Raw genomic sequence first — 14,879 nt, 5'->3', positions numbered from 1 at the left:
CCACCCCCGTGAAGAAGCCGCTGAACGGACGCCAGGTCTGGTTCCTGACCGGCAGCCAAGGGCTCTACGGCGAGCAGACGCTGCGCCAGGTCGCCGAGCAGTCCCGGCAGATCGCCGCGGCCCTGGACGGCGCCCCGGCGATGCCCGTCGAGGTGGTCTGGAAGCCCGTCCTCACCGATGCGGACGCCATCCGCCGCATCTGCCTGGAGGCGAACTCCGCGGACGGGTGCATCGGCCTGATCGCCTGGATGCACACCTTCTCCCCGGCCAAGATGTGGATCGCCGGACTCGACGCCCTGCAGAAGCCGCTGCTCCACCTCCACACCCAGGCCAACGTCGAACTGCCCTGGGACTCCATCGACATGGACTTCATGAACCTGAACCAGGCCGCCCACGGCGACCGCGAGTTCGGCTACATCCAGTCCCGCCTGGGCGTCCCCCGCAAGACCGTCGCCGGGCACGTCAGCGACCCGACCGTGGCCGCCCGGGCCGGCGCCTGGGCCCGCGCCGCCGCCGGCCGCGCCGAACTGCGCGGCCTCAAGCTCGCCCGCTTCGGCGACAACATGCGCGACGTCGCCGTCACCGAGGGGGACAAGGTCGAGGCCCAGCGCCGCTTCGGGGTCTCCGTCAACACCTACGGCGTCAACGACCTGGTCGCCGCGGTGGACGCGGCCGAGGACGCCGACGTCACCGCGCTGGCCAAGGAGTACGAGGACAGCTACCGCCTCGCCCCCGAACTGCGGGCCGGCGGGGAGCGCCACGACTCGCTGCGCTACGCGGCGCGCATCGAGATCGGCCTGCGCGGCTTCCTGGAGCAGGGCGGCTTCAAGGCGTTCACCACCAACTTCGAGGACCTCGGCGGACTGCGCCAGCTGCCCGGCCTCGCCGTCCAGCGGCTGATGGCCGACGGCTACGGCTTCGGCGGCGAGGGCGACTGGAAGACCGCCACCCTGCTGCGCACCCTCAAGGCGGCCGCCAGCGGCCTGCCCGGCGGGACCTCCTTCATGGAGGACTACACCTACCACCTGGAGTCCGGCTCCGAGCTGATCCTCGGCGCGCACATGCTGGAGGTCTGCCCGAGCATCGCGGCCGGGACCCCCTCCTGCGAGATCCACCCGCTGTCCATCGGCGGACGGGAGGACCCGGTCCGCCTGGTCTTCGACGCCGAGCCCGGCCCGGCCGTGGTGGTCGGCCTCGCCGACCTCGGCGACCGGTTCCGGCTGGTCGCCAACGAGGTGGACGTGGTCGAGCCGCCGGCGCCGCTGCCGCACCTGCCGGTCGCCCGCGCGGTGTGGAAGCCGCGTCCGGACCTCCACACCTCCACCGAGGCCTGGCTGACAGCCGGCGGGCCGCACCACACCGTGCTCTCCCGCGCGGTCGGCGCCGAGGAACTCGACGACCTCGCCGAGATGCTGGGGGTGGAACTCCTGCTGATCGACGAGGACACGTCCCTGCGCCGGTTCACCAAGGAACTGCGCTGGAACCAGGCGTACCACCGCCTGGCCCAGGGGCTGTGAGGCCCGTGTCCCGAACCGACGACGCCCGCCCACCCGGCGGGCGTCGCCCGTTCACGCCGAGACCCCGCACGGAACGGAGCGGCCGCGTGCCGAGAGAAGCGCTCACATCGACGGGCGAGGTGACCGTCTCCCAGAACGTCACCGCGACGCTGCCGGACGGACGGCCCGTCACCAACTGGACCATCGCCTCGCCCCGGGGCGTGAGCGCCGAGGTGCTCGGTCTCGGCGCCCGCCTCCAGGCCCTGTACGCGCCGGACCGGAACGGGGTGCCGGCGAACGTCGTCCTCGGCTGCGACGGCGTCGAGGACCTGCTCGGGGAGGCCGTGTACCTCGGGGCGACCGTCGGCCGCTACGCGAACCGGATCGCGGGCGGGGAGTTCCCGCTCGGCGGCACCACGCACCGGGTGGCGGCCCCGCCCGGCGGCCACGCCCTGCACGGCGGAACGGACGGTTTCGCCTCCCGGCTGTGGGACGGCGTCGCGGTCCGGGAGGGCCGGCGGGCCGGGGTGCGGCTGCGGCTGCACAGCCCCGACGGCGACCAGGGGTTCCCGGGAGCGCTCACGGTCGAGGTCACGTACCTGCTCGACCCGGCGGGTGAGCTGTGGATCGGCTACCGCGCGGCCACCGACGCCCCGACGGTCGTCAACCTCACCAACCACGCGTATTTCAATCTGGCCGGCGAGGGCAACGGCACGGTGCTGGACCACCTGCTGCGGGTGGAGGCCGGCGGGTACCTTCCGGTGGACTCGGGGCTGATACCGGTCGGACCGGTGGCGCCGGTCGACGGCACGCCCTTCGACCTGCGCGAGGCCCGGCGGATCGGGAACCGCGTCGTCGAGGGGAACCGGCAGATCCTCCGGGCCGGCACGGGCTTCGACCACAACTGGGTCCTGGACGGCAACGGGTTCCGGCAGGTCGCCACCCTGAGCCACCCGGCCAGCGGCCGGCGCCTGGACTGCCTGACGACGGAACCGGGCATCCAGGTCTACACCGGCAACCACTTCGACGGCACCCTGATCGGCCGGTCCGGGCGCCCGTACGGCGCGTACGCGGGCGTCGCGCTGGAGACCCAGCACTTCCCGGACTCGCCGAACCGGCCCGAGTACCCCTCCACCGTCCTGCGCCCGGGGGAGGAGTTCCGCTCGATGACCGTGTACCGCTTCTCGGCCGAGTAGGGGCGCCCGGCCGAGGGGAGGGGGCGGTGGGCCGACGGGGTCCACCGTCCCCGTTTCGAGGCCGGCGGCCACCTGGGAGGAAGGAGCAGGCAGGCGTGCAGCACCGGGCCGGCACGGCGCACCCTCGGTGACGTGACGGGGCCCCGGCTGCCGGGGAGGCGGCCGGGGCGGGGAGGGGCGGGGGTCAGGAGACGGTGCCGGTCACGGTGTTGCCGGACCTGGTGACGGTGTAGGTCACGGTGTCACCGGTCCAGAAGCGGAAGGTGAGCGTCGCCGGGGCGCCGTCCTTGACCGACTTGAGGAAGTCGGGCTTGACGGTGGTGGTGTTGGCGCCGTAGTCGGCGCGGTAGTTGTCGAACGTCTGGTAGGTGGTCCAGGAGGCCGGGCCGGCGGCGGTGCCGTCGGCGTAGGTGGACTGGACGTTGGCCATCAGGGAGCCGTTGAACCGGGTGGGGATGGTGAGCCCGTCGAGCGTCCCGGTGGCGTCGGCCATGGTCGGCTTGTCGTAGGAGCGCACGAAGAGCTTCCACGGGACGCCGTCGGAGTACCGGACTTCGAGGGTGGAGTTGACCCCGGCGGCGCGGTCGCCGGCGAGCCGGGTGAGGGCGCCGGCGGTCAGGGTGAGCTGGTCGCCGTCGAGGGTGTAGTCGACGTAGGGGATCAGCGGACGGTCGCCCTGCCACAGGCCGGCGAACCAGAGGCCGTTGCGGTTCAGGGTGACGGTCTGCGCCGCGATGGGGCCGGACTTCGGCAGGAAGAGGTTGTCGGTGGAGGCGGTGCCCGAGCGGGTCCGCCAGGAGCTCTGGATCAGGGCCTTCATCTCGGGGACCTGCCACTGCATGGTGGAGCGGTTCAGGAAGTCGTTGAAGGCGTCCCACACGGCGGAGGTCATGCCGTTGCGCCGTGCCTCGTAGTTGACGTGCTCGAAGTACTTCAGCATCTCGCCACGCTCGACCACGCCGGAGTAGGGCGAGGTGAGCAGGCCGTACTCACCCAGGTAGACGGGGACGCCCTTGGCGACCAGGGTGTCGTGCACCCGGGCGAAGCCCTCGGTGAGGTCCTTCTGGGCCGTGGCGTCGTAGGTGGTTCCGTTGGCGATGTTCACGCTGAACGGGTACCAGCTGTAGTAGTGCACGGTGGCGACCAGGTTGCGGTCGTGCAGCGAGTTGATCGTCGTGGACAGGTCGTCGAGCCAGTGCTGGGCGTTGTTGGTCTCGTACGACGGCAGGACGAGCAGGCGGTCCTTGTTCTTCCCGCCGCTGTTGCGGACGACGGAGTGGAACGAGGTGTTGAGCTCGTTCAGGTACTGGGTCTTCTGGGCGTCGGTCGCGTTGACGAACGTCGGCTCGTTGATGCTCTCCATGAGCAGGGTGCGCGGCTCGTCCTTGAAGGCGGTGGCGATCTGCTGCCAGGTCGAGTTGAACCGCGCCATGACGGTGTCGTGGTCGGTCGACATGTACTCGATCCACTTCCACGAGTCGTGGTGGACGTTGATCTCGACGTAGAGGCCGTCCTCCAGGGCCCAGTCGATCACCTGCTTCACCCGGTTCATCCACACCGGGTCGATGGTGTAGGGGGCCGTGTCGGACTGGTGCGGGTACCAGGTGACGGGGATGCGGACGCTGCGGAAGCCCTGGGCCTTGAGGCCGTCGAACGTGGCCTTGGTGGTGAGCGGGTTCCCCCAGGAGGTCTCGTCGGGGATGGCGTCGAGGGTGTTGCCGAGGTTCCAGCTGGGCTGCATCTTGGCCACGGCGGCCATCGGGTCGCTCGGGACCCTGGCCCCCGCCGCCTCGGCCGCCGCCAGGGGCTGCTGATCGGCGGGGGCGGCGACGGCCGTGCCGCAGAGGGCGCCGGTGGTGGCCAGGGCCACCACGAGGCCGGCCGTGCGCTGGAGGCGGCGGTTGCGGGGACGTGCGGTCTGCTGGGCGTCGTTCACGATTGTCCCTTTCGTGCTGACGGGTGGGGGAGCCCCTGACGGGTGGTCAGGGAAGCGGGAGCGGCTCGTAGTCGAACCGGTCGAAGTGGACGGTGCCTTCGGCGGCGTACATGCCGATCACCCGGCCGGTGAAGCCGCCGGCCACTTCGGTGGAGAGGTAGCGGCCGTCGAGGCCCGCGAGCACGGTGAAGGTGCCGTCGGGCTCCTCGACGCCGAGGAGGACGTCGTCGGGGCCGGTGCGCGGGCCTCGCGTCGGGCGCGGGACGACGTCCACGCCGAGCACCACGGCACCGGCGGGCACCGGACGGGAGGCGACCTCGGTGCGCAGCGAGCCGATCCGGGCGAGGACCTTCACCTCGCCGTCGGCCGCCTCGATCTCGTAGTGGTGGTCCTCGTCCATGTGGACGGCCAGGCCGCCGCGGCCCCCGGCGGGGTCGATCAGGGTGCGGGCCCGGCAGCCGAGGTGCTGCTGGCGCCGGCCGACGAACACCACGTCGTTCTCGTCGAGGGAGGCGCCGGCGGCGCGCAGGGTGAGCCAGCCGGAACGTTCCTTCGTGGTGACCAGGTGCTCGGGGCGCTCGCGCACCGAGATCCACTGGGGGTGCAGCTCGGCCTGGTCGAAGTCGTCCCGGGCCGGGACGGCGGGAACGGGGTGCAACGGCCAGGCGGGGAGGGGAAGTTCGGGAGTGACCTGGCCGACCACCGGCCAGCCGTCCACCCACTCGACCGGGGCGAGGAAGGTCTCCCGGCCGAGCACGTACCAGGCGGGGGTGCCGCCGCGCGGCCGGACGGCGAGCAGCACCATCCACCAGGAGCCGTCGGGCGCCTGGACGAGGTCGGCGTGCCCGGTGTTCTGGACGGGGCTGTCGAGGCCGCGGTGGGTCAGCACCGGGTTGGCCGGGCACGGTTCGAACGGGCCGGAGGGCGAGGTGCCGCGGGCGATGGAGACGGCGTGGCCGCGCTCGGTGCCACCCTCGGCGATCATCAGGTACCAGTACTCGCCGATCCGGTACAGGTGCGGGGCCTCGGGGGCCGTGGCGCCGGGCGCGCCGGACCAGATCCGCTGCGGCTCGCCGAGGGTCTCGCCGGTGGCCGGGTCGAGGCGGACCTGGGAGACGCCGGCGACGGTGCACCAGCAGGTGCCGTCCTCGTCCCAGGCGAGGTCCGGGTCGATGCCGTGGACGCCGGGCAACCGGACCGGCTCGGACCAGGGGCCGGCCGGGTCGGTGGCGGTGAAGAGCAGGTTGCCGTCGCCGCTGACGTTGGTGACGATCAGCCAGAAGCGGCCGTCGTGGTGGCGCAGCGTCGGGGCGTAGATCCCGCCGGAGGACGGGGACTCGCGCGGCAGGCGCAGCTGGCTCGGGCGGTCCAGGGCGTTGCCGAGCTGCGTCCAGTTCACCAGGTCGCGGCTGTGGAAGACCGGGATGCCGGGGAAGTACTCGAAGCTGGAGCAGGCGAGGTAGTAGTCGTCGCCCACGCGGCAGATGCTGGGGTCGGGGTGGAAGCCGGGGATCACCGGGTTGGGGACGGTGCCGGCGGGCTCGGGCTGGACGGACACGCGGTCGGTTCCTTTCGGTGTTTCGTGGGGCGGGGGGTGGTGCCCCGGGAGGCCCGGGGCACCACCGGCTCGGCGGTTCAGCCGATCGCGCAGGAGGCGCCGTTGAACCGGAAGGCGGACGGGTTGGCGTCGCTGTTGGACCAGGTGGCCCGGAAGCCCCACTGGACGTTGCCGCCCTGCGGGACGGAGGCGTTGTAGGAGACGTTCTGGGCGGTGACGTTCGGGCCGCTCTGCGACACCGAGGCGTTCCAGGTGTTGGTGATGCTGTCGTCACCGGGGAAGGTGAAGCCGAGGGACCAGCCGTTGACCTGGCCGAGGCTGTTGTTGACGACGGTCAGGTTGCCGACCGTGACGCTGCAGGCCGCGCGCGATCGGATGACGTATCGTCAACTCCTTGCGCTCGGCAGCATGGTGAGGCGCAGCAGGACGGACGACGGGGCCGCCGGCAGGGTCAGGGTCAGAGCGGCGGCCTCCGGGTTCCAGGTGGCCGACGCCTTGCTGTCGGACGGGTAGAGCACCTCGGCGTGGACCGCGGCCCCGAGCAGGTGGGGCAGGGCGAGGTCCCTGACGGCCTCCTCCCCGCTGCGCCTCCAGGCGGTGACGTACGTGGTGGCCGGGGTGTGCAGCGCCAGGGCGATCCACGGGTCCTCCCAGCCCGGGAGCCCCAGCGGCCAGGCGGGCACCGCCTGCGGAAGGTCGGCGCGGATCGCCTTGTGGACGGCCACCGCCTCGTGGACCAGGTCCCGGGCCTGCGGCGAGAGTTCGGTGAGCCGCCCGGAGAGGTGGATGCGGCCCAGGAGCGCGTTGGCCATGGTGAGGGCGACTTCGTCGGGGGAGTCCTCGGGCAGCGGGTAGGCCCAGACGGCGCCCTGCTCCGGCGTGACGGCGGTGGGGGCCGCCGCCGCGATCGGTGCGTAGCGCAGCAGGTCCTGCTGGTCGCTGGTGGACTGCAACTGGAGCCGGGAGAGCAGGGCGTGGTCCATCCGCATGCCGCCGGAGGCGCAGTTCTCGATCACCAGGCCCGGGTGGCGGTCCAGGAGGCCGTCGAGCCAGTCGAGGTGGGCCCGGTTGTGGCCGAGCAGGCCGGCCGCCGGAGCCTCTCCCGGGTGGGCGCTGGTGCCGGAGCCCGGGTCGGTGTTGTGGTCGAGCTTGAGGTAGCCGACGCCCCACTCGCCGACCAGGCGGTCCACCACCCCGTCCAGGTGGGCGCGGGCGGCCGGGTGGCGCAGGTCCAGGTGGTAGCGGCCGCCGCCCTCCTCCACCCGCAGGCCGTCGCGGCGGAAGAACGCCCGCTCCGGGAGGGTGCGGGCCACCGGGCTGTTCACCCCGACGGCCTCCGGCTCCAGCCACAGGCCGGGGACCATGCCCCGCTCCCGGATGCGGTCCAGGACCTCGTGGATGCCCTCCGGCCCGGGGAAGCGGGAGGCCGACGGCTCCCACGCCCCGACGGAGCTCCACCAGTTGCCGCCGTCGTCGTACCAGCCGGCGTCGATGACGAAGTACTCCGCACCGGCCTCGGCGGCGGCGTCGACCAGCGGCAGCAGCGTGGCCGTGGTCGGGTCGCCCATCAGGCAGTTCATGTAGTCGTTGAAGATCACCGGCAGCCGGCGGTGGTCGGGGTGCGGGCGGCGGGTGGCGCGCCGGTAGCGGGTGAGGGCGACGAAGGCGGCGTCCGGGCCGCCGTCCACGGCCAGCGCGAGCGCCACCGGCACGGTACGGAACTCGGCGCCGGGCTCCAGCGGGTGGCGCCAGCCGTGGTCGGCGTCCTCGGGCCCGTACAGCGCCGCGTACGCGGTGTCGTCGCGCACGCCGCACTCCCAGCGCCAGCCGCCGCCGTTGTGCTCGATTTGCCACAGCCAGGTGCGGCCGGACGCGCGGTCCGTCAGGCCGCCCATCGGCAGGTGCCCGCAGCTGGACCACACGCCCTGCCCGGCCAGGACCTGGGTGCTGCGCCCGGCGGTGGTGTGGAAGCGGCCGCTGCGCTCGGGCGAGGAGGCCCGCAGCGGTCGGCGCTGCCAGCGGCACTCGGCGAACCACTCGTTCTCCGCCCACAGCAGGTCGGCGGCGTCCAGAGCCGAGGCGCCGCCCTCGGTGAGGCAGCCCGCCACGAGCGAGGCGACCGACTCCAGGTGCAGCGTGCGCGGCCCGTCGTTGCGCAGCAGGACCTCGCTGCGCAGCACCGGCAGGCCGTCCGGGGACCGGTGGACCACCACGGCGGTCACGCCGTCCTCCCGGCCGCCATCGCGGTGCTCTTCTCGGCGGGTGCAGTCCGGGGCGCCGGAACGGTGAACGCCAGCCCGGCCTTGGCCAGGACGTGCTTGGCGATCTCCTCGGGCCTGTGCTCGGCGGTGTCGAAGACCAGCAGCCGGTCCCCGTGGCGGCGGGCCATGCCGTGCAGCAGCGCCGCGTTGAACCGCGCCGCGAAGGCGGGGTCCTCGACGCTGCGCCGGTCGGCGGAGTCCACCTCCTCGCGGCCTTCCATCCGCGTGCGCCGGACGTCGGGGGAGGCGTGCAGGTAGACGGCGACGTCGAACGGGGCGAAGAAGCGTGCCCCCCAGAGGCTGAGCGCGGCGGTCAGGTAGGGGCCGCCGGCCATGCCGAAGGCCGCGGTCCTGTCGGCGTATCCGTCCTGGATGAGGACCGCGCCGCCGGTGCGGGGCGGGTCGACGCGCACCAGCGCGGCGTCCAGGGCGTACCCGCCGACCAGGAAGGCGGCGGTGATGGCGCTGGACTCGGCCTGGTGGACGAGCGGGAGCCGCTTGAGCAGCGGCTCGATCGGGTGGTGCTCGGCGAGCATGCCGCGGTGGCGTACCGCCGGGATGCCGCAGCTGTCGAGCAGGGAGATCAGGGTCTGGACCGTGGTCGTCTTGCCGGACATGTCGAGCCCGTCCACGAGGATGCGCACGACTGCCTCCTTCACCGTCGAAAGGACGGCGCCTGATGTGGCGTCACCCGCTAGCCTGGCGTGACGGCTTGGTCGCTTGTAGTGAGAGATCGCCGCCCGGTCAGGGCGAAGCCACCGCCCGGCCGGACGGCGACCCCGCCCGCGCGAGGATGGTTTGAACAGTCGGCGGCAAGGCATATCCGCGGAGCAGAGCGACGCCGCGCCAGGGAGCGGGCAGCGCTGACAAGGGGAGGTCACCCATGACCGTCACCAGCACCACGGCGCCGGACGGCGCGCACACCGCAGCCTGCGGGCGCCGGATCAGAGAGCGGACGCTCGGTCAGGCCGGAAGCCCCGAGCCGGTGCCGCACGACCTGGTCGAGCTGATCGCCAAAGAGATCGAGGCGCACTGCGGCCACCGCCCGCTCAAGGCCCACCGGATGGCGATGGGCTGGACCGTCGCCGAGGCGGTCCAGGCGGCGCACGACCTGGTCGACCGGGAGAACCTGCGCAAGGTCGGGCTCACCGAACGCTTCTGGAAGGACTGGGAGGCGGGCAAGGCGCCGAGCGCCGAGTACCAGGACCTGCTGTGCCGCCTCCTGTGCACGGGCCCGGTCCAACTCGGGCTGGCCGCCGACTACACGCCCGTGCCGACCTGTGCCGACAGCCCGGACAGTGCGACACTCCCAGCAGGACCCGCCGATGCGGGAGCGGGGCTGGAGGAGGTGGCGGCCACGAAACGGCGAACCGCGCTCATGCTCACCGGGCTCGCCATCGCGGCGCCCGCCACCGCCGCCCAGGTCCTCGACCAGGCCGCCGCCGAGGCGCTGGAGTTCACGCGCCAGGGCGAAGCCAGCTCACTGGGCGCCGGGACGCTCGACCACCTGGACCTCGCCGTCACCGACTTCAACGACGCCTACTCCCTGAAGCCTCCGCGGCAGGTGTTCGCCGAAGCGCTGGACTACCGCCGTAAGGTGGACGCGCTGCTGAAGGCCAGGCACACCCACGAGCAGGGGCGCGAACTGCTCGCCTATGCCGGGTGGCTCTCCGAACTCCTCGCCTGGCTCGCCCACGACCTCGGCAGCTCCCGCGCCGGTCTCGCCTTCGCCAATGACGCCTTCGTGCACGGCCAGCAGGCAGGCCACGGCGAGCTGTGCGCCTGGGCCATGGACGCCGCCGCCTCCATCAACCTGTACGAGCACCGTGCCGATCGGGCGCTCAACGCCGCCCGCCGCGGCCTCACCCAGGCGCCGGCCACCCACCCGCTCACCGTCCGCCTCCACGCCCAGGCCGCCCGCGCGGCGGCGGCGGACGGCGACTCCGAAGGCTTCACCGCCTCCCTGCGCGCCGCCGAGGACGCCCACAAATTCCTTCCCGTCCGGATGGCCCACCGTTTCGGCCTGGACCCGCTGCCGCTCGCCGACTACGCCCTCACGTCTTACCCGGCCACCGCCTGCATCTGGCTCGGCCAGGCCGAGAACGCCCGTCGGCACGCCGAACACGCCCTGCAGGTCTACGAGGCCGCCCCGGCCGCGTCCCGCTCACCCAGCCGCGAGGCCATCGCCCGCATCGACCTGGCCCTCGCCCACGCCCAGCTCGGCGCACCTGATGACGCTGTCGCCCTCGGCGCCGAAGCGCTCGACTCCGACCGCGTGGTCGACTCCGTGCGCAACCGTGCCAACGACCTCACCACCTACCTCGCCCGCCGCTACCCCGGCCACGGCGCCGCTGGCGAACTGCGCGAGCGCCTGACCACCCTGTCCATCCCGGCGTAGAAAGAGAGCCCATGCCCGAGCAGGACCGCGTCATCCAGATCCGCCGCCCCTACCTCGACCTGATCGCCGACGGCACCAAGACGATCGAGGTCCGCGTCGGCTACCCGAGCATGCGCCGCATCCACCCCGGCCAGGCCTTGGTCTTCGAGTCCGGCGGGGCTCGCTGCCGCACCCAGGTCGTCAAGGTCGCCGAGTACTCGACCTTCGAGGCGATGTTCGACGCTGAGGACAACGAGGCGATCGGCAGTGAGGGCATGAACCGGGACGAACTCCTCTCCGCTTGCCGCGAGATCTACCCGCCGGAGAAGGAAGCGCTCGGCGTCCTCGCGATCCACCTGCGCCTCGCCCCGGCCCCAGCCGACGACCGCGGCGGTGAGCAGGCTGCTGCGAGGGCCGAGATCTGACTTATCGGAACAGCGGGTTGGGTGAGCATCGCGAGCCGGGCCGTGCTACCCGCACGGCCCGGCTCGGTCGTGGCGACGGTCAGCGGGCGCCGAGGAGGTGTTCGAGGGCCAGCTGGTCCAGCTGCTCGAAGGCCATGCCGCGCCGGGCGGCGGCGTCGACGTCGAACTCCTCGAAGGCTGAGCGGTCCGCGAGCAGGCCGGTCAGGCCGTCCTCGGCCGTGGGGAGGGCGAGTTCGGGCAGGCGGGAGGCGGTGAGCGCGGCCTGGACCTCCGGGTCGGCCCGGAAGGCGCGGGAACGCTCGGCCAGCAGCAGGTAGTTGCGCATGCAGCCGGCCGCCGAGGCCCAGACGCCGTCGAAGTCCTCGGTGCGCGGCGGCTTGAAGTCGAAGTGTCGGGGGCCGTCGTAGCCGGCTGACTCCAGCAGGTCGACCAGCCAGAAGGCCTGCCGCAGGTCGCCCGCGCCGAAGCGCAGGTCCTGGTCGTACTTGATGCCGGACTGGCCGTTGAGGTCGATGTGGAACAGCTTGTCGTGCCACAGGGCCTGGGCGATGCCGTGCGGGAAGTTGAGCCCGGCCATCTGCTCGTGGCCGACCTCCGGGTTGAGGCCGACCCGCTCCGGGCGCTCCAACTCGTTGATGAACGCCAGGGCGTGGCCGACGGTGGGGAGCAGGATGTCGCCGCGCGGCTCGTTGGGCTTGGGCTCGATCGCGAAGCGCAGGTCGTAGCCCTGCTGCTCGACGTACTCGCCGAGCAGGTCGAAGGCCTCCTTCAGCCGGTCGAGCGCGGTGCGCACGTCCTTGGCCGCGCCGGACTCGGCGCCCTCGCGCCCGCCCCAGGCGACGTAGACCGAGGCGCCGAGTTCGACGGCCAGGTCGATGTTGCGGATGGTCTTGCGCAGCGCGTAGCGCCGTACGTCGCGGTCGTTGGCGGTGAAGGCGCCGTCCTTGAAGACCGGGTGGGTGAACAGGTTGGTGGTCGCCATCGGGACCTTCAGCCCGGCGGCGTCCAGCGCGGCGCGGAACCGCTTGACGGTCTCCTCGCGGGCGGCGTCGCCCGCGCCGAAGGGGATCAGGTCGTCGTCGTGGAAGGTGACGCCGTAGGCGCCGAGTCCGGCCAGGCGCTGCACGGTCTCGACCGGGTCGAGGGCGGGGCGGGTCGCGTCGCCGAAGGGGTCGCGCCCCTGCCAGCCGACGGTCCACAGGCCGAAGGTGAACTTGTGCGCGGGGGTGGGGGCGAGCTGGTCGCTGGACATGGAGCGGCTCCGGATCGGATCCATGGGGTGTTTGTCAGGGCTCTCAACAAATTAGTATGCCGGGACGTCAGAAGGAACCCCTCCGGAGGAACGCATGGCTGAGCAACGTGTCGTGATCGGCTTCGACAGCTCGACCCAGTCCACCAAGGCCCTCGCCGTCGACCTCGACACCGGCGCCGTCCTGGGCCAGGGGCGCGCCCCGCACACCGTCAGCACGGGCGCCGGCCGCGAGAGCGACCCCGAGCAGTGGTGGCGGGCGCTCGGCGAGGCCGCGGCGGCGACGGGCTGGGCGGACCGCGCGGCCGCCGTCTCGGTCGCCGGCCAGCAGCACGGCCTCGTCACCCTTGACGCGTCCGGGGCGCCGGTCCGTCCGGCGCTGCTCTGGAACGACGTCCGGTCCGCACCCCAGGCCGCCGCACTCCGGGCCGCCGTCGGCGCGGCGGAACTCGCGCACCGCACCGGCAGCGTCCCCACCGCCGCCTTCACCGCGCCCAAGTGGGCCTGGCTGCGCGCCAACGAGCCCGCCGCCGCCGAACGCGTCGCCGCCGTCCGCCTCCCGCACGACTTCCTGACCGAGCGGCTGACCGGAGAGGCGGTCACCGACCGGGGCGACGCCTCCGGCACCGGCTGGTGGGGCCCGGACGGCTACGACCACGACCTGCTCGCCCGCATCGGGCTCGACCCGGCCCTGCTGCCCCGGGTCCTCGCGCCGGGCGCCCGCGCCGGTACCGTCCGCCCCGGCACGCCGCTGCGGGAGGGCGCCGCGGTGGCCACCGGCACCGGCGACAACATGGCCGCCGCCCTCGGGCTCGGCCTGCCGCCCGGCCAGCCGGTGCTCAGCCTCGGTACCTCCGGCACCGTCTACGCCGTGGGCCGGGCCAGGCCCGCCGACCCGACCGGCACCGTCGCGGGCTTCGCCGACGCCCTCGGCCACTGGCTGCCGCTGGCCTGCACGCTCAACTGCACCCTCGCCGTCGACCGCTTCGCCGCCCTCCTCGGGCGAGACCGCGAGGAGGTCGAGGAGGGCGGCACCGCCGTCGTCCTGCCCTACCTGGACGGCGAGCGCACCCCGGACCTCCCGGGCGCCTCCGGCCTCGTCCACGGGCTGCGCCACGACACCACCCCGGGCCAGCTGCTCCAGGCCGCCTACGACGGCGCCGCCCACGCCCTGCTCGCCGCCCTGGACGGCGTGCTGAGCGCCGGCGGCGCCGACCCGGCGGGCGAGGAGCCGCTGCTGCTCATCGGCGGCGGCGCCCGGGGCCGGGCCTGGCAGCGGACCGTGCTGCGGCTCTCCGGCCGGGCCGTCCAGGTGCCCGACGCCCAGGAACTGGTCGCACTCGGCGCGGCCGCCCAGGCCGCCGCGCTGCTCACCGGCGAGCAGGCCGACGAAGTGGCGCGCCGCTGGCGGACGGCCCAGGGCCCGGTGCTGGAGCCGGTGAAGAGGGACGAGGACGCGCTCGCGCGGATCGGCGATACCCTGCGACGGGCCGGGGCCTTGCAGGGCGCCCCGGTCGAGGACCGGTAGGAGGGGCAGCGCGTGACAGCGGTCGGCAGGGCGGCGAGCAGGGGAGCGGAGCACGGGCCCGCCTCGCTGCAGGACATGCGGCGGCAGAACCTCTCGGTCGTCCTCGCCGCCGTCGCCGCACACAGCCCGCTCTCCCGGGCGGACGTCTCCGGGCGCGTCGGACTGACCAGGGCCGCCGTCTCCTCGCTCGTCGACGAGCTGATCGGCCGCGGAGCGGTGACCGAGGCCGCGGCCACGGCCAGCGGACGGGTCGGCCGGCCCGGACGCGCCCTCACCATGGCCGACGACGGCCCGGCGGGCCTCGGCCTGGAGATCGGCGTCACCCACCTCGGCGCCTGCGTGGCCGACCTGCGCGGCGAACCGCGGGTGTGGCGCCGGGTGGAACGGGCCAACGCGGGCCGGCCCGCCGAAGCCGTCCTGGCGGACCTCGCCGCGCTGGCCGACGAGGCCCAGACCGAGGCCGCCGCCCTCGGACTGCGCGTCGCGGGCCGCGTCCTGGCCGTCCCCGGGGTGGTCCCCAACACGCCGCGCGGACTGCTGGAGCGCGCGCCCAACCTCGGCTGGCACGGCGTCCGGCTCGCCGACCACTGGCCGGACCCGGACACCGTGCCCGAGCCGGAGAACGAGGCCAACCTCGGGGCGCTGGCCGAGTACTGGAACGCCGGGAACCCGGTGGAGACCTTCGTCCACGTCTCCGCCGGGGCCGGGATCGGCGCCGCCCTGGTCATCGACGGGCGGCTGTTCCGGGGCGCCCGCGGCTTCGCCGGGGAACTCGGCCACATCCCCGTCCACCCGGACGGCCCCCGCTGCCCCTGCGGCGCCCGGGGCTGCCTGGAGCAGTACGCGGGCGAGG

Annotated in this window: 11 protein-coding genes and 1 pseudogene; 6 read left to right on the top strand and 6 right to left on the bottom strand. The window is 73.6% G+C overall.

Annotated elements, in window-relative coordinates:
- Window positions 1–8: 8 nt before the first annotated feature.
- Both araA and KV557_RS21755 read left to right on the top strand, forming a co-directional pair.
- A complete protein-coding gene (gene araA / locus KV557_RS21760) occupies window positions 9–1,517 on the top strand; it encodes an L-arabinose isomerase (RefSeq protein WP_218202742.1) in 1,509 nt (502 codons plus the stop codon).
- A gap of 86 nt (window positions 1,518–1,603) precedes the next feature.
- On the top strand, window positions 1,604–2,692 hold the full coding sequence (locus tag KV557_RS21755) for an aldose epimerase family protein (protein ID WP_308130002.1): 1,089 nt from the start codon (window positions 1,604–1,606) through the stop codon (window positions 2,690–2,692).
- Window positions 2,693–2,876: 184 nt separating this feature from the next.
- Here KV557_RS21755 and KV557_RS21750 read toward each other — a convergent pair whose 3' ends face one another.
- The 5 genes and pseudogenes from KV557_RS21750 to KV557_RS21730 form a co-directional block, all read right to left on the bottom strand.
- A complete protein-coding gene (locus KV557_RS21750; RefSeq protein WP_218202741.1) occupies window positions 2,877–4,628 on the bottom strand; it encodes a cellulase family glycosylhydrolase in 1,752 nt (583 codons plus the stop codon).
- Window positions 4,629–4,674: 46 nt separating this feature from the next.
- A complete protein-coding gene (locus tag KV557_RS21745; protein WP_218202737.1) occupies window positions 4,675–6,186 on the bottom strand; it encodes a glycoside hydrolase family 43 protein in 1,512 nt (503 codons plus the stop codon).
- A gap of 77 nt (window positions 6,187–6,263) precedes the next feature.
- A complete protein-coding gene (locus KV557_RS21740; RefSeq protein WP_256177766.1) occupies window positions 6,264–6,524 on the bottom strand; it encodes a cellulose binding domain-containing protein in 261 nt (86 codons plus the stop codon).
- A gap of 48 nt (window positions 6,525–6,572) precedes the next feature.
- Window positions 6,573–8,417 (bottom strand): annotated as a pseudogene (locus KV557_RS21735) (glycoside hydrolase family 36 protein); the annotation flags it as partial.
- Window positions 8,405–9,091 (bottom strand): hypothetical protein, encoded by a 687-nt coding sequence (locus KV557_RS21730; protein WP_218202733.1) that lies wholly within the window; start codon window positions 9,089–9,091, stop codon window positions 8,405–8,407. The gene KV557_RS21730 and the pseudogene KV557_RS21735, both read right to left, overlap by 13 nt.
- 239 nt (window positions 9,092–9,330) lie before the next feature.
- Here KV557_RS21730 and KV557_RS21725 point away from each other — a divergent pair, with 239 nt between their 5' ends.
- Complete coding sequence (locus KV557_RS21725) at window positions 9,331–10,845, top strand: tetratricopeptide repeat protein (protein WP_256177759.1); 1,515 nt, start codon at window positions 9,331–9,333, stop codon at window positions 10,843–10,845.
- Window positions 10,846–10,856: 11 nt separating this feature from the next.
- Entirely contained in the window at window positions 10,857–11,249 is a 393-nt protein-coding gene (locus KV557_RS21720) for an ASCH domain-containing protein (protein WP_218202731.1), read from the top strand.
- A gap of 79 nt (window positions 11,250–11,328) precedes the next feature.
- Here KV557_RS21720 and xylA read toward each other — a convergent pair whose 3' ends face one another.
- Window positions 11,329–12,501 carry a xylose isomerase gene (gene xylA, locus KV557_RS21715; RefSeq protein ID WP_218202730.1) on the bottom strand — a complete coding sequence of 391 codons (1,173 nt, stop codon included), beginning with the start codon at window positions 12,499–12,501 and terminating at the stop codon, window positions 11,329–11,331.
- A gap of 94 nt (window positions 12,502–12,595) precedes the next feature.
- Here xylA and xylB point away from each other — a divergent pair, with 94 nt between their 5' ends.
- Together xylB and KV557_RS21705 are read left to right on the top strand one after the other, a co-directional pair.
- Window positions 12,596–14,026: a xylulokinase gene (gene xylB / locus KV557_RS21710; RefSeq protein ID WP_218202728.1), complete on the top strand. Its 1,431-nt coding sequence runs from the start codon at window positions 12,596–12,598 to the stop codon at window positions 14,024–14,026.
- Window positions 14,027–14,038: 12 nt separating this feature from the next.
- Window positions 14,039–14,879, top strand: an 841-nt coding sequence (locus KV557_RS21705) for an ROK family transcriptional regulator (RefSeq protein ID WP_308130001.1), incomplete at its 3' end; no start/stop codon positions are given.

Origin of the sequence: Kitasatospora aureofaciens, from assembly GCF_019192735.1 — a bacterium.
GTDB classification, from domain to species: Bacteria; Actinomycetota; Actinomycetes; order Streptomycetales; family Streptomycetaceae; genus Kitasatospora; species Kitasatospora aureofaciens_A.
Note: the sequence above shows the minus strand (reverse complement) of the source record. Positions and strands in the feature narration are given on the sequence as shown.